The sequence below is a fragment of the Mesorhizobium sp. ESP7-2 genome, from assembly GCF_020164715.1.
Taxonomy (GTDB): Bacteria; Pseudomonadota; Alphaproteobacteria; order Rhizobiales; family Rhizobiaceae; genus Mesorhizobium.
In genome coordinates, this window is the sequence record NZ_JAIUGQ010000014.1 from 112,715 (window position 1) to 134,753 (window position 22,039).

At 64.3% G+C, this 22,039-nt stretch carries 22 protein-coding genes; 11 read left to right on the forward strand and 11 right to left on the reverse strand.

Translation table 11 applies throughout. From position 1 onward, the window contains the following. Position 1 precedes the first annotated feature (1 nt). From LB543_RS16090 to pcaQ, 6 genes are all read right to left on the reverse strand, one after another. Complete coding sequence (locus tag LB543_RS16090) at positions 2–1,069, reverse strand: branched-chain amino acid ABC transporter permease (protein ID WP_224614740.1); 1,068 nt, start codon at positions 1,067–1,069, stop codon at positions 2–4. Then, positions 1,066–1,962, reverse strand: a complete 897-nt coding sequence (locus LB543_RS16095) for a branched-chain amino acid ABC transporter permease (protein ID WP_224614741.1) — start codon at positions 1,960–1,962, stop codon at positions 1,066–1,068. Before LB543_RS16095 ends, LB543_RS16090 begins: the two co-directional genes overlap by 4 nt. Next, positions 1,959–2,687 (reverse strand): ABC transporter ATP-binding protein, encoded by a 729-nt coding sequence (locus tag LB543_RS16100; RefSeq protein WP_224614742.1) that lies wholly within the window; start codon positions 2,685–2,687, stop codon positions 1,959–1,961. Before LB543_RS16100 ends, LB543_RS16095 begins: the two co-directional genes overlap by 4 nt. Next, positions 2,684–3,427, reverse strand: coding sequence for an ABC transporter ATP-binding protein (locus tag LB543_RS16105; RefSeq protein WP_224614774.1), 744 nt, complete (start codon positions 3,425–3,427; stop codon positions 2,684–2,686). Before LB543_RS16105 ends, LB543_RS16100 begins: the two co-directional genes overlap by 4 nt. 21 nt (positions 3,428–3,448) lie before the next feature. After that, on the reverse strand, positions 3,449–4,765 hold the full coding sequence (locus tag LB543_RS16110) for an ABC transporter substrate-binding protein (protein WP_224614743.1): 1,317 nt from the start codon (positions 4,763–4,765) through the stop codon (positions 3,449–3,451). Positions 4,766–4,904: 139 nt separating this feature from the next. Further along, positions 4,905–5,822, reverse strand: a complete 918-nt coding sequence (pcaQ, locus tag LB543_RS16115; protein WP_224614744.1) for a pca operon transcription factor PcaQ — start codon at positions 5,820–5,822, stop codon at positions 4,905–4,907. A gap of 93 nt (positions 5,823–5,915) precedes the next feature. On the opposite strand from pcaQ, the gene pcaD reads away from it, so the two are divergent. From pcaD to pobA, 6 genes are read left to right on the forward strand one after another with little or no spacing between them, the layout of a single operon-like run. Beyond that, positions 5,916–6,728, forward strand: a complete 813-nt coding sequence (gene pcaD, locus LB543_RS16120) for a 3-oxoadipate enol-lactonase (protein ID WP_224614745.1) — start codon at positions 5,916–5,918, stop codon at positions 6,726–6,728. Then, on the forward strand, positions 6,721–7,131 hold the full coding sequence (gene pcaC / locus LB543_RS16125; protein WP_224614746.1) for a 4-carboxymuconolactone decarboxylase: 411 nt from the start codon (positions 6,721–6,723) through the stop codon (positions 7,129–7,131). Before pcaD ends, pcaC begins: the two co-directional genes overlap by 8 nt. After that, entirely contained in the window at positions 7,124–7,876 is a 753-nt protein-coding gene (pcaH, locus tag LB543_RS16130; RefSeq protein ID WP_224614747.1) for a protocatechuate 3,4-dioxygenase subunit beta, read from the forward strand. The genes pcaC and pcaH overlap by 8 nt, the downstream gene beginning before the upstream one ends. Beyond that, entirely contained in the window at positions 7,876–8,490 is a 615-nt protein-coding gene (gene pcaG / locus LB543_RS16135; protein ID WP_224614748.1) for a protocatechuate 3,4-dioxygenase subunit alpha, read from the forward strand. The genes pcaH and pcaG overlap by 1 nt, the downstream gene beginning before the upstream one ends. A 19-nt stretch (positions 8,491–8,509) precedes the next feature. Further along, positions 8,510–9,562, forward strand: a complete 1,053-nt coding sequence (locus LB543_RS16140; RefSeq protein WP_224614749.1) for a 3-carboxy-cis,cis-muconate cycloisomerase — start codon at positions 8,510–8,512, stop codon at positions 9,560–9,562. Continuing rightward, positions 9,562–10,734 (forward strand): 4-hydroxybenzoate 3-monooxygenase, encoded by a 1,173-nt coding sequence (gene pobA, locus LB543_RS16145; protein WP_224614750.1) that lies wholly within the window; start codon positions 9,562–9,564, stop codon positions 10,732–10,734. The genes LB543_RS16140 and pobA overlap by 1 nt, the downstream gene beginning before the upstream one ends. A 66-nt stretch (positions 10,735–10,800) precedes the next feature. Here pobA and LB543_RS16150 read toward each other — a convergent pair whose 3' ends face one another. Together LB543_RS16150 and LB543_RS16155 are read right to left on the reverse strand one after the other, a co-directional pair. Then, positions 10,801–12,084, reverse strand: coding sequence for a D-tagatose-bisphosphate aldolase, class II, non-catalytic subunit (locus LB543_RS16150; RefSeq protein ID WP_224614751.1), 1,284 nt, complete (start codon positions 12,082–12,084; stop codon positions 10,801–10,803). Next, a complete protein-coding gene (locus LB543_RS16155) occupies positions 12,081–13,034 on the reverse strand; it encodes a sugar kinase (protein WP_224614752.1) in 954 nt (317 codons plus the stop codon). Before LB543_RS16155 ends, LB543_RS16150 begins: the two co-directional genes overlap by 4 nt. A gap of 249 nt (positions 13,035–13,283) precedes the next feature. Between LB543_RS16155 and LB543_RS16160 the strand changes: the two genes are divergently transcribed. Next, positions 13,284–14,318 (forward strand): LacI family DNA-binding transcriptional regulator, encoded by a 1,035-nt coding sequence (locus LB543_RS16160; protein WP_224589768.1) that lies wholly within the window; start codon positions 13,284–13,286, stop codon positions 14,316–14,318. Here the strand turns inward: LB543_RS16160 and LB543_RS16165 are convergent. From LB543_RS16165 to LB543_RS16175, 3 genes are all read right to left on the reverse strand, one after another. Beyond that, positions 14,306–15,256 (reverse strand): alpha/beta hydrolase, encoded by a 951-nt coding sequence (locus tag LB543_RS16165; RefSeq protein WP_224614753.1) that lies wholly within the window; start codon positions 15,254–15,256, stop codon positions 14,306–14,308. The genes LB543_RS16160 and LB543_RS16165 overlap by 13 nt on opposite strands. A gap of 17 nt (positions 15,257–15,273) precedes the next feature. Further along, complete coding sequence (locus LB543_RS16170) at positions 15,274–16,422, reverse strand: Gfo/Idh/MocA family protein (protein ID WP_224614754.1); 1,149 nt, start codon at positions 16,420–16,422, stop codon at positions 15,274–15,276. A gap of 261 nt (positions 16,423–16,683) precedes the next feature. Continuing rightward, positions 16,684–17,445, reverse strand: a complete 762-nt coding sequence (locus tag LB543_RS16175; RefSeq protein WP_224614755.1) for a DeoR/GlpR family DNA-binding transcription regulator — start codon at positions 17,443–17,445, stop codon at positions 16,684–16,686. Positions 17,446–17,607: 162 nt separating this feature from the next. On the opposite strand from LB543_RS16175, the gene LB543_RS16180 reads away from it, so the two are divergent. From LB543_RS16180 to LB543_RS16195, 4 genes are all read left to right on the forward strand, one after another. After that, the gene (locus LB543_RS16180) at positions 17,608–18,408 is read left to right on the forward strand and encodes a class I fructose-bisphosphate aldolase (RefSeq protein ID WP_140757718.1); all 801 of its coding nucleotides are present in this window, start codon (positions 17,608–17,610) and stop codon (positions 18,406–18,408) included. 3 nt (positions 18,409–18,411) lie between these two features. After that, positions 18,412–19,362, forward strand: coding sequence for a PfkB family carbohydrate kinase (locus LB543_RS16185; RefSeq protein ID WP_224614756.1), 951 nt, complete (start codon positions 18,412–18,414; stop codon positions 19,360–19,362). An 89-nt stretch (positions 19,363–19,451) separates the two neighbouring features. Next, entirely contained in the window at positions 19,452–20,597 is a 1,146-nt protein-coding gene (locus tag LB543_RS16190; protein WP_224614757.1) for an ABC transporter ATP-binding protein, read from the forward strand. Positions 20,598–20,709: 112 nt separating this feature from the next. Continuing rightward, the gene (locus LB543_RS16195) at positions 20,710–21,957 is read left to right on the forward strand and encodes an ABC transporter substrate-binding protein (RefSeq protein WP_140757715.1); all 1,248 of its coding nucleotides are present in this window, start codon (positions 20,710–20,712) and stop codon (positions 21,955–21,957) included. Positions 21,958–22,039: the final 82 nt, after the last annotated feature.

A 22,039-nucleotide genomic window follows, 5' to 3' on the forward strand; every position in this document is an offset into this window, starting at 1 on the left:
GTCATGCCTTCTCCTGATGCGGTGTGGTTTGCCGCGCCGCGGGCGCGTCGTCGGCTGGCGCGGCCGGATTTCCGGGAAGCTTGACGCGGTAGCCGACCGGCAGCAGGCGCAGCCCGAAGCGCTCCTCGATCGTCCCCCAAAGGCCGCGCGGCAGGAACAGCGAGAACAGCACGGCAGTGGCGCCGAGGCCGACGAGGTACCAGACGCCGGCGCCGCCGAACCATGTCTCGATGAGGAAGAACACCACAGCGCCGAGAATGGCGCCTTCGAAAGTGCCGATGCCGCCGACCAGCACCATGAAGATCATGTAGGCGGTCCATTGCACATTGAAGTAGGTCTTCGGCTGGAAGGTGATGGACGTCGCCAGCCACAGCGCGCCGGCGATGCCGATGCCGAAGGCGGCAAGCACGAACAGCAGACGCTTGGTGCCGGTGACGCGCACGCCAACCGAGGCGGCGGCATCTTCGTTATCGCGGATCGCGCGGATGGCGGCGCCGGTGCTGCCGCGCAGCAGGCCGAAGAGGACAGCGAGCAGCGTCGTCATCGAGGCCAGCGCCAGCCAGTAGATCGTCACCCGCCTTATCGAGGCATCGTAGACATTGAGCGAGATCAGCGACGTGCCGGTTTCGCCTTGCACCAGCCGGTCGAGATTGACCAGCAGATGGGTGAGGGCCGCGATCACCCACATGCCGATGGCGAACTCGCCGTTCCTGAGCTTCAGCATGAACAGCGATAGCGGCCAGGAAACCGCGCCGACGACAATTCCGGATGCAAAAAGCGCCAGGAAAGGGTTGAGGCCGGCATCGGCAAGGCGGATAGCGAAATAGGCGCCGAGCCCGAAGAACACTTGCTGGCCAACCGAGACCAGGCCGCCGAAGCCGGCCAGCGCATTCCACATCGCCGCCAGGATCACATAGACGAACAGTGCCGTCATGCGGTCGACGGCGCCGGCCGACAGGAATTGGGGCGCGATGGCGAGGAGCACGATGATGACGGCGACCGCGATCGCCGCGATACGCGACGCCGCTGTGCCGCGCTCGATGACGGGCGAGGTCGGAACGACGCTCATGGCGCGCTCCGGGAAGGCAGGCGTAACAGCCCGCGCAGGCCGAGGCCGGACGCCGAAAGCCGCACGAACAGCACGACTAGGAAGATAGCATGGCCGCCGATCAAAAAGCCTTGCGGATGCACTTGCGCACCGAGTGTCTGGGCCAGCGCCAGCACGACGCCGCCGATCAGCGTTCCCCACAGCGAACCGGCGCCGCCGATCACCGCCGCCTCGAAGGCGAACAGCAGTTGCGGCGCGCCGGCATAGGGATCGAAGGTGGCGCGCATGCCGAGGAACGCGCCGGCAAGGCCGACGGTGACCATGGCTATGGCAGCGGCAATGGCGTTGGCACGCCGCGCATTGACGCCGACCAGCCCGGCTGTGTCTGGGTCTTCCGAAGTGGCGCGGATCGAGCGCCCAAGCCGGGTGCGGCTCAAGAACAGCTGCAACCCGCCAAGCAGGGCCACGGCGGTTGCGAACATGATCACCGCGAGCTTGCCGACATAGATGCTGCCAGGCCATTCCCAGGAATCGTAGGACAGGCTGCCGATATAGGGCGCCAGCGAACGCGTGTTCGCGCCGAACTGCTGGAAGAGCATGTTATCGATGACGATGGCGAGACCGAAAGTCGTCAGGATCGGCAGCAGCGCGCCGCCGCGCGCGCTGCGCTCGAGCAGGAAGCGCTGCAGCGCCCAGCCGATCGCCGCCATCGCTGGCAAGACGATGAGCAGGCCGAGAAACGGTGAGACGTGGAACCGCGAGGCCAGAAACCACAGCGCATAGGCGGCGAGGACGGCGAGACTGCCATGGGCGAGGTTGATGATGCGCATCACCGAAAACATGAAGGACAGGCCGCAGGCGATCAGCGCGTAATAGCCGCCGAGCAGGATGCCCTGGATGATCTGGTTGGTCATGCCGGAACGCTCCCGGTGCTTTTCCGGTGCAGGCCGAAATAGGCCTTCGTCACATCCTCACGCGATACGCTCTTGCTGTCGCCCTCGAGCGCAATTCGCCCCTCCAGCATGCAGATGACTTTGTCCGAAACAGACAGCGCCCGATTGAGGTCTTGTTCGACGAGGATGATTGTCGTGCCTGAAGCGATCAGCCCTTGCAGTGCGGCATAGACACGGTCGACGATCAGCGGCGACAGGCCGAGCGAAACCTCGTCGAATAGCAGCAGTTCCGGATTGCTCATCAGCGCCCGGCCGATCGCGGTCGCCTGCTGCTCGCCGCCCGAGAGATGGCCGGTCTTGGCATGACGGCGCGGCTTCAAATTGGGAAACATGTCGAGCACCTTGTCGACGCTCCAGTCGCCTGGCCGCCCAGCGGTCCTGCCGAGCAGAAGGTTCTCCTCGACCGTCATCCGCACAAACAGCTTTCGCCCTTCCGGCACCAGCGCGACACCCATGCCGACCCGTTTGTGCGACGGCTCGCCGGTGATATCGGCGCCGTCCAGCAGAACGCGGCCGGCCGCCGGCTGGTGCGCGCCGGCGATGGCCCTGAGCAGGGTCGTCTTGCCGGCGCCGTTGGCGCCGACCAGCGCCAGCGTCTCGCCGCGTTCGATGCTGAAGCTCACGCCGCGCACCGCCTGCAGCAGGCCGTGCCGGACAACCAGGTTCTCGACGGAAAGCAGGCTCATTTCGGGCCTCCGCCGAGATAGGCGCGCACGACCTCCGGGTCGGCCATCACCGTTTGGGGTTCGCCATCGGCGATGATTTTCCCAGCATCCATGCAGATCAACCGCTCGGCCACCTGCAGCAGGATGTGCACGATGTGTTCGATCCAGACGATGCCGATCTTGCGGCGGCGCAACTCCTTGATCGTGTCGACCAGTTCGCCGGCTTCGCCATCGGTCAGGCCGCCGCCGATCTCGTCCAGCAGCAACAGCGTCGGTCTGGTCGCCAATGCGCGTGCCAATTCCAGCCGCTTGCGATCGAGCAGGCCGAGCGTCTCGGCGCGCCGGTTGGCGACACCAAGCATGCCGCACAGTTTCAGCGAGCCCAGCGCCTCCTCATAGGCTTCGTCGCGGGCGAGACCGGCACCATGCGACGCGGCGACGAAGACGTTCTCGAAGGTGGTCATGCCGCTGAACGGTTTCGGCACCTGGTGCGTGCGCACCAAGCCGAGCCGGCAGCGTTGCGTCGCCGGCAGGGACGTCACATCATCCCCCTTGAAGCTGACCGTGCCCAAGCTTGGCGGAAAGGCGCCGCCAAGCACGCTGAGCAGCGTCGTCTTGCCGGCGCCGTTAGGGCCGACAATGCCGACCGCCTCGTCGGCTGCCATGGTGAAGTCGACGGCATCCAGCACCACGAGCGCGCCGAAGCGCTTGTGGATGCCGGCGGCAGCGAGAACAGCCTGTTGTTGCGGATGGGTCACCAGGCGTTCCTCGTCAGCGGTCCGTCAGCCGTTGTAAGGCAGAAGCTTTGCTTCAACAGGCACTTTCGGATCGGTGGCGTTCTCGGTCACGACGTAGTCGAGCGGGAACTTGGCTCCTTCCTTGGCGGCGATCCACTGCGTGCCGATGATCGGGCCGGGCGAGACATTGGCCACGGGGCCGCTGGTGAAGTCGACCTTGCCGATCATGGTCTCGGTGTTGAGCGTGCTCAGCGCCTTCGCCACAGCGGCCTTGTCCTTGGGGTCGGTGCTTGCCTTCATCGCCTCGAAGCCGGCGTCGAGCAGCGACATCGAGGCGCCGAGCTGCTGCGTCCACTGCTTGCCGCTCGTCGCTTCGTAGCCGTCGGCCAGTTCGGTTCCCGAAACGCCGGTCAGCGGCGACTTGTAGGGGAAGGCCTTGTGCCAGTAGGCGGCGCTCGAAATCTTCATGCCGAGGTCGCCGAGCGCCTCGATGTCGGACGGGAACAGCCCGGTCTTGGCGACCTGGCAGATCTTGATCTGCTTGATCAGCCCTTGCTGTGCCGCCTGGCGCCAGAAGGCGGCAAAGTCAGGCGGGATCGGGAAGGAATTGAAGATCTCGACGCCCTCCTGCTTGAACAGCGCGATCTGCGAGGAATAGTCGGTGGTGCCGGTTTCATAGGCGCCCGGGTCGACGATGGTGAAACCCTGCTTGGCCAGCAACGGCGCGAGATGAGCGCGGATGGCGTTGCCGTCGGCGTCGTTCGGATACATGACGCCGACCTTCTTGTTGGTCTCGATCAGGTTCCACTGCGAGACGTAGGCCCTGAAGAATTCGTCAACCCCGAAGCCGAAATGATAGGTCCATTTGAACGGCGAGGGCGCGCCGGGCTTGGCGCCACGGCCGAAATACCAGGCCTCCCACGGCATGACCGTCGACAGGCATGGCACGCCGGCAGCTTCGCAGGCATCGGCCACCGGATTGATCACTTCGGGCGTCGATGTCGCGAGCATCAGGTCGATGGCCTGATTGTTGATCAGGTCCTTGGCGAGCTGGCCCGCGCGGGAGGGATCCGATTGCGTATCCTGATCGAGGATTTCCACATTGTATTTCTTGCCGCCGAGTTCGATGCCGCCGGCCAGCGCCTTGCGGGCAAGATCGAGCACGTAACCGTCGGTCTCGCCGAAGCCGCCGAGCGGTCCGGTGCGCGGGCTGACGAAGCCGACCTTCAGCGTGTCGGCGGCCTGGGCGAAGGCCTTGTTGCCGCCAAGTGCCAGGGCAGTGCCGCCGGCAATCGAGGTGGCGATGAACTGGCGTCGCGAAATGCCGGAAATGCCGGGTTTGCTGCCGATAGAATGGGCCATATGTTCCTCCCTCTGTGGCTCCTCCATCGCCACAGTGCACCAGCGTTTTGGTTCGGTAAAATGATATTTTGCGGCGTTTCATTAACCTCTGGGTTAGCAGATTTTTAGTGGGGTGAAGGCCCGTTGGCCATTCAGCGTCTCAGTTGCCCGGCCTTGCCGCCTCGCGAATGGTTTGCAACAGAATGGAGAAGGCGGGCGAGGGGACGGTGTCGGTGCGCATCGTCAGCCCGACCGGCCCCTTGGTTTCCTCGGTGTCGACCGGCAAGGCGACGAAAGCGCCGCTCGCGATCTCGTTGGCGACCACACCGGCCGAAATGATCCACACCGCATTGCTCTGCCGCATGAAGGCGCGGCCGAACGAATCCGAGACCGTCTCGATCTCGGTGGCCGGCGCGGTCATGCCGTTGGTTATGAACAGGCGATCGACAAACGGCCGGATGACGGATTCCCGGGTCGGCATCAGCACAGGAAATTCGTCGAGGCTGGCGAAGATCTCGGCCCCCGGCTCCAGCAGCGGATGTCCGGCCCGCACCACGAACAGCACCTGTTCGGAGTAGAGATGCTCGAAGAAGAAACCGGTCATGTTTTCGGGTGCCGCCAGCCGCCCGACGACGAGATCGAGCGCGCCGGTGCGCAGTTGTTCGAGCAGCACGGCGTTCTCGCCGGTGACGATCTTGAGCGCGGCGCCTGTGTTTTCCCTCAGGAACAGGCTCATAGCCCGCGGCATGACCTTCGCCGACACCGTCGGCAGCGCGCCGATGCGGATCGGATGGCGATTGACGGCGCCGTCCTGGCGAACGGAATCGACGCCGCGCTTCAGAGCCGTAATCGCCGAACCGGCATGGCTGAGGAAAATCTCGCCAAGCCTCGTGACGCGGATGCCGCGCCCGTCACGCTCGACGACGGCGATACCGAGCGCTTCTTCCAGTTCACGCAGCGTCTTGGTCACCGCCGGAGCGCTGACATGCAGGAAGTCGGCGGCGCGAGCCACGCTGCCCTGTCGTGCGACTTCCAGGAATGCCTGCAGGTGACGGAACCGGATGCGGCTCTCGGACATGGATTTGATAACCCCTGAGTTAATAAAACGGCGCAAAATATCATTTTACCGAACCAAATGCCTTGTGCAATGTGGAGATGGAGGATCGAAATCGTGCCATTCGTCACCCTTGGCGGCATCACGCTGCATCACCGATATGTCGAGGCGAACGGCAGGATGCCACCGGTGGTGTTCATCAATTCGCTCGGCACCGACTTCCGCATCTGGGACGAGGTCGTTGCGCTTCTGGCCGGCGAGATGCCTCTGCTCGTCTATGACAAGCGTGGTCACGGCCTTTCCGACAATGGCGGCGGCGTGCGCTCCATTGACGACCATGCTGACGATTTGAGCGCCCTCATCGACCATTTCGGTTTCGACAGGGTTGTTCTGGTCGGCCTGTCGGTTGGCGGCATGGTCGCGCAACGCCTCTGCGCCCGCCGGCCGGAGATCGTCCAGAGCCTGGTCCTCAGCGATACCGCCCACAAGATCGGCACTGCCGAGAGCTGGAACGACCGCATTGCGACCATCGAGCGCGACGGCATCGAGGCGATAGCCGACGGCGTGATGAAAGTGTGGTTCACGCCGGATTTCCATGCCGCGCGCGCCGCCGACCTTGCCGGCTGCCGCAACATGCTGACCAGGCAGGCGCTGCCTGGCTATGTCGGAACCTGCATGGCGGTCCGCGATGCCGACTTGACCGAGGCCGCGCGCCGCATCGCGGTGCCGACGCTCTGCATCGTCGGCGACCAGGATGGCTCGACGCCTCCCGATCTTGTCCGCTCTCTGGCTGGGCTGATCCCTGGCGCGCGCTTCGAGGTGATCCGCGACGCGGGACATATCCCTTGTGTCGAACGGCCCGAAGCGCTCACCACCTTGATCCGCGACTTTGTCGCCTCGCTTCCCAGGGGAAAGCCCGCTCATGGATGATGTCTCCAAAACCCCCAACCGATACCGGACCGGGGTCGAAGTCCGCCGCGCCGTGCTCGGCGATCCGCATGTCGATCGCGCCGAGGTCGCTGCCACCGATTTCGACCAGCCTTTCCAGGACCTGATCACCGAGGCCGCCTGGGGAACGGTGTGGGCCAGACCAGGCTTTTCGAAGCGCGAGCGCTCGATCGTCACGCTGGCGCTGCTGGCTGCACTCGGCCATGATGAGGAGGTCGCCTTGCATGTGCGCGCCACCGCCAACACCGGAGCGACGCGCGAAGATATCTGCGAAGCGTTCCTGCATGTCGCCATCTATGCCGGCGTGCCGGCGGCCAACCGTGCCTTCAAGATTGCCAAGGAGGTGTTTTCGGAAATGGACGGAGACAAGGCTGCCCATGGCTGAGCCGGGCTCCAACCGGACGCCGGAAACCGGCGCCTTCTTCCAGCGCGACCGCCAATGGCATCCGCCGGCGTTCACGCCGGGCTACAAGAGTTCTGTGCTGCGTTCTCCGCAGAAGGCATTGCTGTCTTTCGACAACACGCTGTCGGAACTGACCGGCCCGGTGTTTGGCCATGCCATGATCGGCGAACGCGACAACGACCTGATCCACAATTTCGCCAGGCCAGGCGAGAGCGCCATAGGCGAGCACATCATCGTCCATGGACGGGTGCTCGACGAGCGCGGCTTGGGCGTCCCCGGTGCGCTGCTCGAATTCTGGCAGGCCAATGCCGGCGGCCGCTACCGCCACAAGAAGGACGGTTATCTCGCGCCGCTCGATCCGAATTTCGGCGGCTGCGGCCGCACCATCACCGGCGCGGACGGCTCCTATGCCTTCCGGACCGTCAGGCCCGGTCCTTATCCCTGGCCGAACGGCCCGAACGATTGGCGGCCGGCGCACATCCATTTTTCGGTTTTCGGCCACGGCTTCGCGCAGCGGCTGATCACGCAGATGTATTTCGAGGGCGATCCGCTGATCTGGCGCTGTCCGATCGTCGGCGGCATTCGCGACAAGGCGGCCGTTGAAGCGCTGATCGCCGCGCTCGACATGCAGTCGACCATCCCGATGGACGCGCTTGCCTACAAATTCGACATCGTGCTGCGCGGGCGCCGCTCGACGCTGTTCGAAAACAGGCTGGAGGGCAATTGATGGCGCAGTCGCTCCACCGCCCGAAGGAGAGCCCTTCGCAGACCGCCGGACCCTATGTCCATATCGGGCTGACACCGAATTTCTGCGGCATCGGCGGCGTCTATGAGAGCGACCTTGGCTCGGCCATGGTCAATGAGCGGACCAAGGGCGAGCGCATCGGCCTGCGCATTCGCGTGCTCGACGGCACCGGCACGCCGCTGAAGGACGCGCTGATCGAGATCTGGCAGGCGGATGCCGACGGGCTCTACAATTCGCCCGCGGAGATGCGCGGTGCCGCCGATCCGAATTTCCACGGCTGGGGCCGTTGCGCGACCGACATGGAAACCGGCCTCTGCGCCTTCGAGACCATCAAACCCGGTCGCGTGCCGTTCCGCGACGGCCGCCTGATGGCGCCGCACATCACGCTCTGGATCGTCGCGCGCGGCATCAATCTCGGTCTGCATACGAGGCTCTACTTCTCCGACGAGGAAAAGGCGAATGCCGAAGATCCGATCCTGGCCCGCATCGAGCACCGCGTCCGCGTGCCGACGCTGATCGCCGAGCGCAAGGACAACGCTTACGTCTTCGATGTCCATCTCCAGGGGGAGAAGGAAACGGTCTTCTTCGACAGCTGATGGACGCAAGGAGCAGGACATGACCGTATCGCCCTTCGACCATCCGCTGCTTTCCGGTCTGCTCGGCGACGAGGAGGCGGCGCGGCATTTTTCCGTGGAAGCCGACATCGCCGCGATGCTCGCCTTCGAACGCGCGCTGGCCGAGGCCGAGGGCGACTGCGGCATCATTCCCAGGGAGGCCGCAGCGGCGATCGTCAGGACGCTTGCCTCGTTCCGGCCCGATACCGGCAAGCTGCGCGCCGGCGTCACCAGGGACGGCGTCGTGGTGCCGGAACTGGTGCGCCAGATCAAACTGGCCGTCGGCGAACCGCATGGCGGTTCCGTCCATTTCGCCGCGACCAGCCAGGACGTCATCGACACCAGCCTCATGCTGCGGCTGAAATCCGTCGCCGAGCATCTCGGCCTGCTGCTGACCGAGACCGTCATAAGGCTCGCCTCGCTCGAAGAGCGCTTCGGGGGCAGGGCACTGACCGGAGTGACCCGCATGCAACCAGCGCTCCCGATCACAGCGGCGGATCGCATGAGGGCGTGGCGGGCGCCGCTGCAGCGGCATCAGGAGAGGCTGTCGGGACAATCGGCGCGCCTGCTGGTGGTGCAGTTTGGCGGCGCCGCCGGAACGCTGGAAAAACTTGGCGACAAGGGGCCGGTGGTGCGCGCGGCACTTGCCGCCAGACTCGGCCTCGGCGACGCCCCGCAATGGCACAGCCAGCGCGATGCGCTCGCCGATCTTGCCGGCCTGATGTCGCTGATAACGGGCAGTCTCGGCAAGTTCGGCCAGGACATCGCGCTGCTGGCGCAGGGCGGAACCGCCATCGAGCTATCGGGCGGTGGCGGCTCGTCGGCCATGCCGCACAAGCAGAACCCGGTGAAGGCCGAGGCGCTGGTGGCGCTTGCCCGTTTCAATGCCACGCAGCTTTCCGGCATGCATCAGGCGCTGGTGCATGAGCAGGAGCGCTCGGGCGCGGCCTGGACGCTGGAATGGCTGCTGCTGCCGCAGATGATCGTCGCCACCGCCGCATCCTTGCGCCTTGCCGCCGAACTGGCCGCGCGGATCGAAAGTCTCGGCCACTGATGCGCACTCAGGTCGTCATCGTCGGCTCGGGACCCTCCGGCCTGCTGCTCGGCCAGTTGCTCGCCACCATCGGCGTCGAGACCGTCATCCTCGAACGGTCGAGCCGCGAGCATGTGCTTGGCCGCGTGCGCGCCGGCGTGCTCGAACAGGGCACGGTCGACCTGCTCGACGAAGCGGGCGCCGCGGACCGTCTGCATGCCGAAGGCCTTCCGCACTCCGGCATCTCGCTCGCTTTCGACGGACGGCTGCACCGCATCGATCTCACTGCACTCACCGCCGGCAAGCATGTCACCGTCTATGGCCAGACCGAGGTGACGCATGATTTGATGGACAAGCGCGAAGCGGCGGGGCTCATCACCGTCTATGAGGCAGCCGATGTCGCGCTGCACGACTTCGACGGCGCGGCACCGTTCACCACCTACGAGAAGGACGGCGTCTTTCATCGCATCGACTGCGACTTCATCGCCGGCTGTGACGGCTATCACGGCGTCAGCCGCAAATCGGCGCCGGAGCGCGCGCTGAAAACCTTCGAGCGGCAATATCCGTTCGGCTGGCTCGGCGTGCTGGCGGAAGTGCCGCCGGCCGATCATGAACTGGTCTACGCCAATCATGAGCGGGGCTTTGCGCTGTGCTCGATGCGCTCGACGCATCGCAGCCGCTACTACGTGCAATGCCCGCAGGATGATCGCGTCGAGGCATGGTCCGACGACCGGTTCTGGGACGAGTTGCGCCGCCGCCTGCCGGAGCGGACGGCAGCAGGCGTCACCACCGGGCCGTCCTTCGAGAAGTCGATCGCGCCGCTGCGCTCCTTCGTCGCCGAGCCGATGCGTTTCGGCCGGCTGTTCCTGGTCGGCGACGCCTCCCATATCGTGCCGCCGACGGGCGCCAAGGGCCTCAATCTCGCCGCCAGCGACGTGTGCTATCTCTTTGCCGGTTTGCGCGACTTCTATCGCGAAAAATCCATGGCCGGCGTCGAAGCCTATTCGGGCAAGGCGCTGGCGCGGGTCTGGAAGGCGGTCCGCTTTTCCTGGTGGATGACCACCATGCTGCACCGTTTTCCCGACACCGGCGATTTCGGTCAGCGCATCCAGGAGGCTGAGCTCGATTACCTCGTCCACTCGCGCGCGGCCTCGACCGCGTTGGCGGAAAACTATGTCGGCCTGCCTTTCTGAAGGCGGCTATCCATGGCGCTGCGCGGCGAAGATCGCTGGCCGGGCATTGGTGCCGATCATTGGGGCCTAGTCCGTTGCGCTGGCGTAGATGTCGAGAACCTCAGTCACGCCTGCGATCAGGAGCTCGCTGGCTTTTGGCGCGACGGATCCGCTCGCCACCGCGCCGTCGAGACGGCCGAGATACTGGCTGATCAGGGGAGAGGGGATGTCGCGCTCGCCCAGCGCCTGCATCAGCGCGTTCACGGCCTGCCGAGCCGCCTGCGCCGGCCAGTAGTAGCGGATACGGTCGCTGTAGGAGAAATGCCGCTCGATCCGCTGCTCGGCCTCGGTGCCATGATAGTAGTTCTTCCAATTGCCGGGCGCCGTCAGCATGACGCACTCCATCGCCGCCGGTAGGTTTTCGCGCGCCGGATCAGGAACCAGAATATCGGCAATCTGGCTCAGGCCATAGAGCGCTTCGCGCAGCGCGAAGGTCAGCCAGGGTCCGACCTTGAGGATGGCAAAACCGTCATCGACCAGAGCGCTCAGCGCCGCGACCGGCTGGTAGTCGGTCGAGTGGGCCTCGAAGACGAATTGCGGCAGGTCTCGCAGCGTGCCGGCGAGCGCCCGGGCGCGTTCCGGGCGGTAGGCGACCACCTCGGCATTGCCGAATTCGACACCCGGCTGCACGACGACGCCGATCGCCCGCGAGAAGGCCTGGTCGAGGCCGCGCCGGCTGAAGGCATCGCGGTGAATGCGCACCGTCTCGCCCGCGGCCTCCGGTGTCGTCACCGCCAGATGGTCCATCGCTTCCAGGGCGCCGCCCGGCACCGGCACCTCGGTGCCGATGACATAGACAGGCTTGGCGCCGCCTGTTCGTTCGACCGCGGCCTCCGCCACCTCGGCCAGCTCGGCGGCGCGCGCGGCGATCGTGGCGTCGGGCGGTGCAGCGCCTTCGCCGGCACAGCCCATGCTGGCGTCCAGGTGGATCTTGGTGAAGCCGGCCTCGGCATAGGCATCCACCATGCACGATGCCTTTTCCATGGCCTCGGACGCCGGCAGGTGCTTCCAGGGATTGGGGCCCAGATGATCGCCGCCGAGCACCAGCCTTTCCAGGGGAAAGCCGGCCTTACCGGCGATCGTCTCGACGAAGCGGCGGAAATCGCCTGGCGTCATGCCGGTATAGCCGCCTTCGTGATTGACCTGGTTGCAGGTGGCCTCGATCAGTACGTCGCCGCCGCGCGCCTTGCCGTGGCGCAGCGCCGCTTCGATGACCAGCGGATGGGCCGAGCAGATCGAGGCGATGCCGGCGCGCTCGCCGGTCGCACGGCGCTTTGCAATGGCGGCCAGCCTGTCGGTCGCCTGGCTCATGCCGGTGCTCCGGTCCTGGCGGTCGCGATGAACGCCTCGACAGAGGCCAGCGAGGCGATGCCTTCCATGGGCCCCTTCTTCGTCACCGCCATCGCGCCGCAGCCATTGGCGATCTCGAGCGCCCTTTCGGGGGCTTCTCCACGCAGCCAGATGGAGACGAAGGCTGCCGCAAAACAGTCTCCGGCGCCGGTCGGGTCGATTTCCTCGACGACGAAGCCGGGTGACGCGATGCGCCCTGACCGGTCGTAGTGGACGGCGCCGTGCGCGCCCTTCTTGACGACCACGGCGGAGATGCCGCGGTCCAGCATTTCGCGCGCCGCGCTCTCCTCGTCGGTTGCCTTGGCGAAGGTGAACAGTTCCGGCCCGCTCGGCAGGAATACATCGGTCTTCGACAGCACGAAATGCAAGGCGTCGCGCATGCCTGGCAGATCGAGCATCTCCTTGCGGATGTTGGGGTCGAAGGAGACCGTGCCGCCGCGCGTCTTGACGGCTTCGATCCCTTTGCGGGCGACATCGATCACCTCGGGCGAGAACAGCGATGTACCCATGACGTGGAAATGGTCGGCGCCGGCCAGCAGCGCGCGCGCTTCCGTGCCGATCTCGATCAGCCCGGCCGCACTCTGCTTGATGTTGTAGACGAAGTGCCGGCTGCCATCGCTCTCATAGGTGACGAAGGCGGTTCCGGTCGCGGCACCCCGATGGATGGTGATGGCCGAGATGTCGGCGCCGTCGGCGCGCAGGCGCTCTATGTTCAAGTGTCCGAAATCGTCGTCGCCCACTGCCGCGATCAGCCCTGCAGGCTGACCGAGCCGCGCCGCCTGGTCGATGAAGATAGCGGGAGCGCCTGACGGAAACGGACCGATCAGCGGGCCGGGAGCGCGAAAACTCTGGCCGATCCGCTCGGCCATGATCTCGACCAGGATCTCGCCGGCGCAAACCAGTTTCTTCATGTCCTCACCATCTGCCGGACGGTCGGCTGCCGCGTGCTCCCCTATGTCCGTGCGGTTCAAAACCTAAGTCGTCGTTTTCAGAGCGTCAATAAATAATTTGACGTGCGCAATTCTTTTGCGTTGTACTGGAAACGTGAAAATTTGACTGAATAAGTTCGGTCAAGCAATGCTGCCTCACCGCGACAGTCGCAAGACTGATTCTGGTCAGGGCGCGAAGGCTAGCATTGAGAGTAAGGGGCTGAAATATCGATGGCGGAGAAGACCCACCGCACGATGGATGATTTCGCCAGGGCGTCCGGCGTGTCGCGGCCAACCCTGTCGAAGTATTTCGACGATCCGGCCAGCGTGAAGCCGGCGACACGGGCGCGCATCGAGGCGGCGCTTCGTTCCTCGGACTATCAGCCGAACGTTTTCGCGCGCAATCTCAACCGCAAGCGCACCCGCAATGTCGGCATCGTCGTGCCGACGATCACCGATCCGTTCTATGCCGAGATGGTCAGCCGCATCGAACTGCGCTGCCGCGACGAAGGGTTTTGGCCGATCGTCATTTCCTCGCACGGTTCGCCGAAGCTGGAGGCGGAGTCGGTGAGGACGCTGATGTCACTGAAGGTCGCCGGCGCCATCGTCGCTCCTTTGGGAATAGTCTCCGAACCCGGCGTCTTCGAGCGGATGAGCGAGGACATTCCGATCGTCTATTTCGACACCTACATCGAGGGAGACACGCCGTTCGTCGGCAATGACAACCACCAGAGCACCTCGACGATCGTCGATTATCTCTGCCGGTCCGGCGAACCGCCGGTCTATGTCGACATTCCGCACGTCAACCACAATTCGAGCGAACGGCTGCAGAGCTATATCGACACGATGCACGCCGCCGGCCTGGAGTCTGTCGTTCTCAAGGCGGCGGGCGACTACAGCTGGGACTTCGAGCGCATCGGTCACGAATGGATGGACAGGACGCTCGAGAAAGGCGGTCTGCCGGCCCGCACGCTGCTCTGCGCCAATGACCGTCTCGCCTTCGGCGTGATGTCGGCTGCCTTCTCGCGCGGGCTGAAGATCGGCCGCCGCGCCGATTGCGATTTCCGTGTCGCCGCTCACGACGATCATCCGCTGAGCCGCTACACCTGTCCCGCGTTGACCACCATGGCGCAGGACTTCGCCGCCATGGCCGGCCGCAGTGTCGAGATCCTGCTGGCCTTGCTGGACGAGGCTGACCCGCCCGGCCAGGATCTGGTGCGCAACGTCAAGCTTGGCGCGACCCTGGTGATGCGTCAGTCGGCCTGAGCACGCGTCTGCCGCTGAAGCCAGGCCGCCGCCTCGCTCACCGCTTGCCGCGCGGCCAGGATGTGGCGTCCCATCGAGACGAAGCCATGGATATGACCCGGCCAGTGCCGCAACGCCAGCGGTACTCCTTCGGCCTGCAGGCGCTCGGCATAGGCCGTGCCTTCGTCGGCAAGGATGTCGTGGCCGGCGATCATGACGAAGGCCGGCGGTGCGCCAGCAAGGCTGGGGGCCAGCAGCGGCGAGACGCGCCAGTCCGCGATGTCATCAGGCGTTCGCACATAGTGGTCGCGGAACCAGGCCATGGTGGCGGCGGTGAGCCCGAAGTCGTCGCCGAAACGCCGGTAGCTGTCCGCCGTCTGGCGGGCATCGGTGTTGGGATAGATCAGAATCTGGGCGGCAAGCGGCGGCGCCAGCCCGTCGCGGGCAAACAACGCCAGAACGGCGGCCAGATTGCCGCCAGCGCTGTCGCCGGCAACGGTGATGCGGCCTGAGTCGATGCCGAGTTCGCCAGCGTTCCCAGCCATGAAGCGCAGCGCCGCCGCGCAATCCTCGAGCCCGGCGGGAAACTTGTGCTCCGGCGCCAGCCGGTAGTCGGGGCAGACGACCACGGCGTTGCCGAGATTGGCCAGCCAGCGGCAGATCTCGTCATGCGAATCGAGATTGCCAATCACCCAGCCGCCGCCATGCAGGTAAAGCACGGCGCGCGCCCCGGTACGCGGAGCGCCTATACCGCGATGGATGCGGATCGTGACCGGGCCGTTCGGCCCATCGATCTGCCGTTGGTCGGTTGCCGCGACCGGCTCGTGGTCGCCCTGCTGGGTCGGGAACGAAGCGATATACGCGGCCCGCGCCGCCGCCACACTGCCATTCTCGAACGGTTCGCCACCGGCGGCCCGGACGATTTCGAGGGCACGCAGTGCATCCGGATCGAGTGTCATCGTCATCTCCGTGCGGATCAGGCGAGCAGGCCGCGTGCCTCGTCTTCGCTCAGCAGGGTCGGCTGGACGACGTCACCGGCAATGGCGACCGAGCTTTTCGTCTCGCCCGAATGAAGGATCGCTTCCATGATCTCCAGCACATGCAGCGCCAGAGTGCCGGAAGCGCGAGGCGTTGCCCCAGTCTGCAGCGATCGCACCAGGTCGGCGACGCCGAGCATCCGGTAATTGGCGCGGTCGGGCGCCGCGTAAGGCCAGTTGCGGGCGCCGTAGAGTTCGCCTTCGCTGGCGAAATCCTTCCAGTCGGCGCCGCGTTCGGAGAGCGACACCGTGCCGCCGAACGTGTCGGGGTCAGGCAGGCGCAGAGAGCCCTCGGTGCCGTGCAACTCGATCGGATGGTTGGAATGTTTGAACACATCCCATGAGGCACCGAAGGTGACGGTCGCGCCGGAACGGAATTCGAGCAGCGACAGCACGTTGGTCGGCGTGCCGACCTTGAATTTGGTGTTCTTGAACGGCCCTTCGGCCGATATCAACCGTTCCTCCTGGCCACGCGTCGCCATCGCCATGACGCGCGCGACCGGACCGAGCAGGTTGACCAGCATGGTGAGATAGTAGGGGCCCATGTCGAATACCGGGCCGCCGCCCGGCTGGTAGTAGAATTGCGGATTGGGATGCCAGTGTTCCATGCCGCGTCCCATCATGAAGGCGGTGCCGGCGACAGGGCGGCCGATGGCGCCCTCGTCCATCAGGCGGCGCGCTTTGCGTCCGGCCGCACCAAGAAACGTATCGGGAGCCGAGCCGAGCAGCAGGCCACGCCTGGCCGCCTCGGCCACCAGGCGGCGGCCGTCGGCGGCCGAGGTTGCGAGCGGCTTTTCGGTGAAGACATGCTTTCCCGCCGAAAGGGCGGAGAACGAAATGTCGAAATGCGCCGCCGGGATGGTCAGGTTGAGGACGAGGTCGATCTCGGGGTCGGCCAGCAACGCTTCGACGCCGAGAGCGCGAATGCCGTATTCCTTGGCCCGCAACGCCGCCATCTCGGCCGAAATATCGGCGCAGGCACGCAATTCGATGCCGCCGAAAAGCCCTGCGTTGCGCAGGTAAGTCATCGAGATGTTGCCGCATCCGATGACGCCGATGCCGAGTTTGGCCTGTGATTTTGCCTGCATTTTCTGTCGTACCCTCCCAATGCGGTCACGCTGCCCGATCCATCGCGATGGTGCCGGATCGCGTTCGAAATCGCTATACAACATTTTAAATATTGACGCGCGTAAAATTTTTATAGAACATGCGGAAATGCTGGCATGATATCGGGAGGCTGCCAGCCCTGGGAGGAGAAGATGAGAGGCAGGAAAATACGGCTGGCCGATACGAATCCCGTGGGCCATCCGCATCGGATCTTTCGGTTGCGGCCATGGACCGCGACGGGTTCAGGCATAGATCACCATGGCCCCCGTTCTATCCAGCTGGCTGCGTATTGGGCCGGGCAGGCCATCGTCGGTGATCACCACATGGACGCTCGACAGCGAAAATGCCTTGGAGGTTCCGCTGACGCCCCATTTGCTCGAATCCGCAAGGAGGACAACGCGCCGGGCCATGCGCACCAGGTTCCGCTTCGTTCGCGCCATGTCTTCGTTCACGTCGACCACATCCAGTGACGAGTCGATCGCATGCGCTCCCACGAAGACCTGATGCGCCACCAAGCCGCCGAGAGCCGTGTCGGCATCGGTAATCAGCGTGCTCACCGTGTCTGGATAGACCCGGCCACCGATCATGTGCACGTCGAGCCCGGGCCGATGCATCAGATGCTGCACGATATTCATCGCCGTGGCCGCGACCACGACATTGTTGAGTGGCGGTAACTGCATGGCAACCTGCATCAATGTCGAGCCGCCGTCGAAGATGACCGATTGGTTGTCCTCGAACAGCTCTACCGCTGCCCGGGCGATGCGTTTCTTCGCATCGAGGTTCGTTTGCATCCGCCGGGCGAACGCGGCCGTGGTCGAATCCGTGGTCCGGGTCACCGCCCCTCCACGGGTCTTGGTCAGTAGTCCCTTGCGGTCCAGTATCTCGAGGTCGGAGCGCACCGTGACTTCCGACACGCCAAAATCGTCGGACAGGTCCTTCGTGCGAACCTGCCCGCTGCGTTGCACCTCACTCAGGATCGATTGGCGTCTCTGCTCCGACAACATTGCCCTGTCCTTGCCTCCATGCGCCGAGCAATCGCCCCGGCCTCGACCCACCTTACCAAAAATACGCAAATTCGAAAGCTTTCGAAAGATTGCATTTATCGTTTCTTTCGCAAACACTGGTTCCAGGATTTTGAAACCAAACGATTGGGACATTTTGCACTCATGAGCCTAGGAACCAAAGTGCGCCTTGCGCGCCTCTTTTCGCATCCATCGGGAAATCTTTTTGGCGGCGCGGTCGACCACTTTGTCGGCTATGGAGACGTGCGCAAAGGGGGCCTTGCCGATCTGCCGGGCGCGCTGGCTCGGGTCATGGTGGGCAAACCCGATTACGTCAGCATCCAGCCCGGCACTGCGCGCCATCTATGGCCGCAATACGCGGGCAAGGCTTCCCTGGTCATCCAGGCCGGCTGCTTCACCCCGGACGATCGCATCAGTGAGCTGATTGCAACGCCCGAGGATGCGGTGCGCGCTGGCGCCGATGCGTTGGCCGTGGCCATTCCGGTACGCGGCGCGACCGAGGGCAAATACATACGCTGGCTGACCGATTCGGTGAATGCGGCGGCCCGCTACGGCATGCCGGTAGTCGCGCATATCTACCCTCGCGATTTCACCGACGGGGCAAAGATCGTCTTCACCCCCGACGAGATCGCCTATGCGGCGCGCATCGGCTACGAGTCCGGCGTCGACGTGATCAAGATCGGTTACACCGGCGATTTCGAGTCGTTCCGAGAGACCGTTCGGACCTGCCCGGTGCCGGTTGTGATCGCGGGTGGCCCGAAGACAGATACGCTGCTCGGCGCCCTCCAGCAGACGGCGGACGCCATCCGTGCCGGCGCGCGTGGTGCCGTGGTGGGCCGCAATCTCTGGGGGCATGGCGATCCGCAGAAGGCAGCGATTGCCTTTCGGGGCGTCATCCATGACGGTCTTTCGGCGCAAGACGCCCTGGCAAGGGCAGGTGCCTGAACGATGCCCACCGTCCCTTCAATCCTCGGCTTCGGAGCTATTGCGATCGACGACATCGTCTATGTCGATCAGCCGTTGTCGGCGGGCAAGGGGAAGGTTCTGCAAAGCACCAGAGCTTTCGGCGGAAATGTCGCGACGGCCCTTGCCGCCGTCGCGCGGCTCGGCGGAACCGCCGGGTTCATCGGATGGCTGGGCAGCGCCGCGGACGACGCCGTGCTGTGCGATCTCGTTGCGAGCGGCGTTGAAACCGCATTCGCGCCTCGCCACCCGCACGCACGCCCGGTGCGCTCGCGGATCACCGTCGGCTCGGATGGGGAGCGGTTCATCGCGTATGACGACGAAGCGATGCTGGGCACCGCGCCGGACTTTCCGGACGAGGTCCTCAGTCGCGCGACAGTCCTGATCGTGGATAGTTACGCGATCCGGTCGCTGGATGTCGTGGTTCGGGCTCGCGATCTCGGCCTTGCGATCCTCGGCGATATCGAATGGAGCAGCGGCCCGGCCACCGAGAGACTGATCGCGCTCTGCGACCATCTCATTCTTCCCCTCGGCTTTGCGCGGGCTTTCACGGGGTGCCGATCGCCCGCCGAGATGCTCGATGCATTGTGGTTGCCGTCGCGGTCCGCCGTGGTTCTGACGGATGGCGGCAAGGGCGTCTATTATCGCGGACGCGACGAGACCGGGCTCTGGCACCTGCCTCCGCATCGGGTCGCCGTCGTCGATTCGACCGGCGCCGGTGACTGCTTTCACGGCGCCTATGCCCTTGCATTGACGCGCGGGGCCGACACCGCAGGCCGGGTCGCATTCGCCGCCGCAGCGGCGGCCCTTTCGATAACGGGGCGGGGCGGGCGCGAAGCGCTTCCGACCGACGGCCAGGTGATGGAATTCCTGGCATCGACGAACGCGCCGTCGGCAGTCGAATTGAAATATACGCAGCTCGATACCGGAACATAGCCTGAAACTGTCCGAGGAAACATTTCACAGGCGGAATAAGCCAAGGAGCACAATAAAAATCAGTGGCTTAGACTTGTGGAGGGAGGAAGATGGCAGAAGTCATTCTTGAAAATATCTGCAAGACCTACGGGAACAATTTTCGCGCAATCGACCACTTGAACCTGTCGGTCGAGCACGGTGAGTTCTTGATTCTCGTCGGGCCGTCCGGCTGTGGCAAATCAACCGCGTTGCGGATGATCGCGGGATTGGAGGACATCACCAGCGGCAGCCTTCGGATCGGCGGTACCGACGTCGTCGACATGCCGCCCAAGGACCGCGACATCGCGATGGTCTTCCAGAGCTACGCGCTCTACCCGCATATGACCGTGTTCGAAAACATCGCCTTTTCGATGCGGCTGGCAGGCAAACCCAAGGCCGAGCGCAAGAAGCGCGTGGACGAGATCGCCAAAACCCTGCAATTGACGTCGCTGCTGGACAGCAAACCCGCAAACCTCTCAGGCGGGCAGCGTCAACGGGTTGCCATGGGCCGCGCCATGGTGCGCGAGCCGGCCGCCTTTCTCATGGACGAACCCCTTTCCAATTTGGACGCGAAACTGCGTGTTGAAATGCGCGCCGAAATCACCAGTCTGCAAAAGCAGCTCGGCGTTACGACCATTTACGTGACCCACGACCAAACCGAAGCGATGACGATGGGGGACAGGGTCGCGGTGTTGAAAGGCGGCGTGCTGCAGCAGGTCGACACCCCAAAGAGACTCTATGAATCGCCGGTGAACGCCTTCGTTGCCGGCTTCATCGGTTCTCCTTCGATGAACCTTTTCGAGGCAACCCTGAAAGGCAGCGAACTGATTTCCGGCACCTTCGCCATCCGGCTGCAGGATGAGGCCTTCGTGCGCAGGCCGGGATTGAGATCGTATGCGGGACGCAAGGTCGTGTTCGGGGTCCGACCGGAGCATCTCTATGACAGCAACCTCGAATCCGGCCGCAAGTATCAGACGATACCGGCAAAGGTGACCTCGATCGAAGAACTCGGGTCCGAGCACATCGTCCATCTGAACATCGATGCGGTCCGGGTGGACTCCGGCGACCCGGACGCGGTGGATGATTTCGGCCGGGCGTCGAACGCGGTGGCGAAATTCGAACCGGTCAGCGCAGTCCGCTCCGGCTCGGAAATCCAGTTGGCCCTGGATGACTCCAAGCTCCATTTCTTCGATCCCGAGACGCATCTGGCGATCTGAAGATCCGGGGCAAGGCCCGCAGGCGAGAGCGAGGGTGTCTGCGTAAGAAGACTTCTGAATAACCACACGATCGGCAGCATTGTGCAGCCGATCCCAAAAGAAGGAGGAGAAAATGACCTTTCGTATAAAACCCGCGATGCTGAAAATAGCCGCGGCCGCGTGGTTGCTTGGCGCAACCGGCGCCATGGCGGACACGACGCTGGAATTCACCCAATGGTGGGAGCCCGAATTGCCGGCTGGCTCGCTCAGGGCAATCATGGACGATTTCGAGGCCGCGAACCCCGGAATCAAGGTGACGCTGGTCAGCGGCCCCTACGCGACCACGCGAGACCAGATCTCGGTTGGTGCTGCAACCGGAACGCTCAGCGACGTCGTCGGTCTCGACGGCGCATGGGTGAACAATCTGAATGCGCAGAACGCGCTCGCCGACATGAACCCGATGATGGATGCGAGCAAATTCGACAAGAGCCAGATCGCCGACATCATCAAGGTCGATGGCAAGGCGGTGATGTTCCCGGTCGCTTCGTTCGTCTATCCGGTCTTCGTGAATATGGACCTCGCCGCCCAGGCAGGCGTGACCAAGCTGCCGTCGACCCGCGCGGAATTTCTCGAAGCCGCCAAGAAGATGACGCACGCCGACAAGAACCAGTATGGCTGGGTGCTGCCCCTGTCGCTGCAAACGCCGTCCGGTGTCCAGAACGACATGATGTCGTGGGTCTGGGCTTCGGGTCAATCGATGATGGCGAACGGCAAGCCCGACCTCGAGGGCAAACCGGTGGTGGACATGCTCACCTTCGTCAAATCGCTCAACGACGCCGGCACCATCTCGCCCGGCATCGCCACCAAGACCGAGCAGGAAAAGGTCGAGGAATTCGTCAACGACCGCGTCGGGATGATGATCGACTCGCTCGCGCATGTGAACCTTATCCGCAAGCGCAATCCCAAGCTGAACTTCGACCTCATCCCGGTTCCGGTCGTGGAAAACTATACGGGAAAGCGCGGCCTTCCCTATGCCTCCTGGGGCATCGGCATCTCCGCGGCCTCGAAACACCAGGAGGAGGCCTGGAAACTCGTCCAGTATTTGATGAGCGAAAAGGTGAACGCCAAGCTCGTTTCGCTTGCAAACGCCTTCCCGGGCAACGTCAACGCCAAGCCTGACTTCGTGACGTCCGACAAGGCTTTCGGCAAGGCTTTCGAGATCTTCAAGACCGGCTATCTCGCCAACGAGTTCACGGGCTTGCCGGTGGCTGAAGACCTGATGACCCAGTTCGACGTGCAGGCGCAAAAGATGCTTGCCGGTGAGCAAACGCCGGAAGAGGCGGCCGCTGCCGCGCAAAAGGCCTGGATGGCGAAATTCTGATCGCCATGCTTCGCTCTTGCGGCCCACTTATCGGCTGGCCCGCCACTAGGCGGGCCAGCCGGCAAATGACGAACCTGAATGG

What these genes read in the sequence shown, in the direction of transcription:
- LB543_RS16090 (WP_224614740.1), bottom strand. Translation starts at nt 1,069, where the DNA reads ATGAGCGTCGTTCCGACCTCGCCCGTCATCGAGCGCGGCACAGCGGCG.
- LB543_RS16095 (WP_224614741.1), bottom strand. Translation starts at nt 1,962, where the DNA reads ATGACCAACCAGATCATCCAGGGCATCCTGCTCGGCGGCTATTACGCG.
- LB543_RS16100 (WP_224614742.1), bottom strand. Translation starts at nt 2,687, where the DNA reads ATGAGCCTGCTTTCCGTCGAGAACCTGGTTGTCCGGCACGGCCTGCTG.
- LB543_RS16110 (WP_224614743.1), bottom strand. Translation starts at nt 4,765, where the DNA reads ATGGCCCATTCTATCGGCAGCAAACCCGGCATTTCCGGCATTTCGCGA.
- pcaQ (WP_224614744.1), bottom strand. Translation starts at nt 5,822, where the DNA reads ATGTCCGAGAGCCGCATCCGGTTCCGTCACCTGCAGGCATTCCTGGAA.
- pcaC (WP_224614746.1), top strand. Translation starts at nt 6,721, where the DNA reads ATGGATGATGTCTCCAAAACCCCCAACCGATACCGGACCGGGGTCGAA.
- pcaH (WP_224614747.1), top strand. Translation starts at nt 7,124, where the DNA reads ATGGCTGAGCCGGGCTCCAACCGGACGCCGGAAACCGGCGCCTTCTTC.
- pcaG (WP_224614748.1), top strand. Translation starts at nt 7,876, where the DNA reads ATGGCGCAGTCGCTCCACCGCCCGAAGGAGAGCCCTTCGCAGACCGCC.
- LB543_RS16140 (WP_224614749.1), top strand. Translation starts at nt 8,510, where the DNA reads ATGACCGTATCGCCCTTCGACCATCCGCTGCTTTCCGGTCTGCTCGGC.
- pobA (WP_224614750.1), top strand. Translation starts at nt 9,562, where the DNA reads ATGCGCACTCAGGTCGTCATCGTCGGCTCGGGACCCTCCGGCCTGCTG.
- LB543_RS16150 (WP_224614751.1), bottom strand. Translation starts at nt 12,084, where the DNA reads ATGAGCCAGGCGACCGACAGGCTGGCCGCCATTGCAAAGCGCCGTGCG.
- LB543_RS16155 (WP_224614752.1), bottom strand. Translation starts at nt 13,034, where the DNA reads ATGAAGAAACTGGTTTGCGCCGGCGAGATCCTGGTCGAGATCATGGCC.
- LB543_RS16160 (WP_224589768.1), top strand. Translation starts at nt 13,284, where the DNA reads ATGGCGGAGAAGACCCACCGCACGATGGATGATTTCGCCAGGGCGTCC.
- LB543_RS16165 (WP_224614753.1), bottom strand. Translation starts at nt 15,256, where the DNA reads ATGACACTCGATCCGGATGCACTGCGTGCCCTCGAAATCGTCCGGGCC.
- LB543_RS16170 (WP_224614754.1), bottom strand. Translation starts at nt 16,422, where the DNA reads ATGCAGGCAAAATCACAGGCCAAACTCGGCATCGGCGTCATCGGATGC.
- LB543_RS16175 (WP_224614755.1), bottom strand. Translation starts at nt 17,445, where the DNA reads ATGTTGTCGGAGCAGAGACGCCAATCGATCCTGAGTGAGGTGCAACGC.
- LB543_RS16180 (WP_140757718.1), top strand. Translation starts at nt 17,608, where the DNA reads ATGAGCCTAGGAACCAAAGTGCGCCTTGCGCGCCTCTTTTCGCATCCA.
- LB543_RS16185 (WP_224614756.1), top strand. Translation starts at nt 18,412, where the DNA reads ATGCCCACCGTCCCTTCAATCCTCGGCTTCGGAGCTATTGCGATCGAC.
- LB543_RS16190 (WP_224614757.1), top strand. Translation starts at nt 19,452, where the DNA reads ATGGCAGAAGTCATTCTTGAAAATATCTGCAAGACCTACGGGAACAAT.
- LB543_RS16195 (WP_140757715.1), top strand. Translation starts at nt 20,710, where the DNA reads ATGACCTTTCGTATAAAACCCGCGATGCTGAAAATAGCCGCGGCCGCG.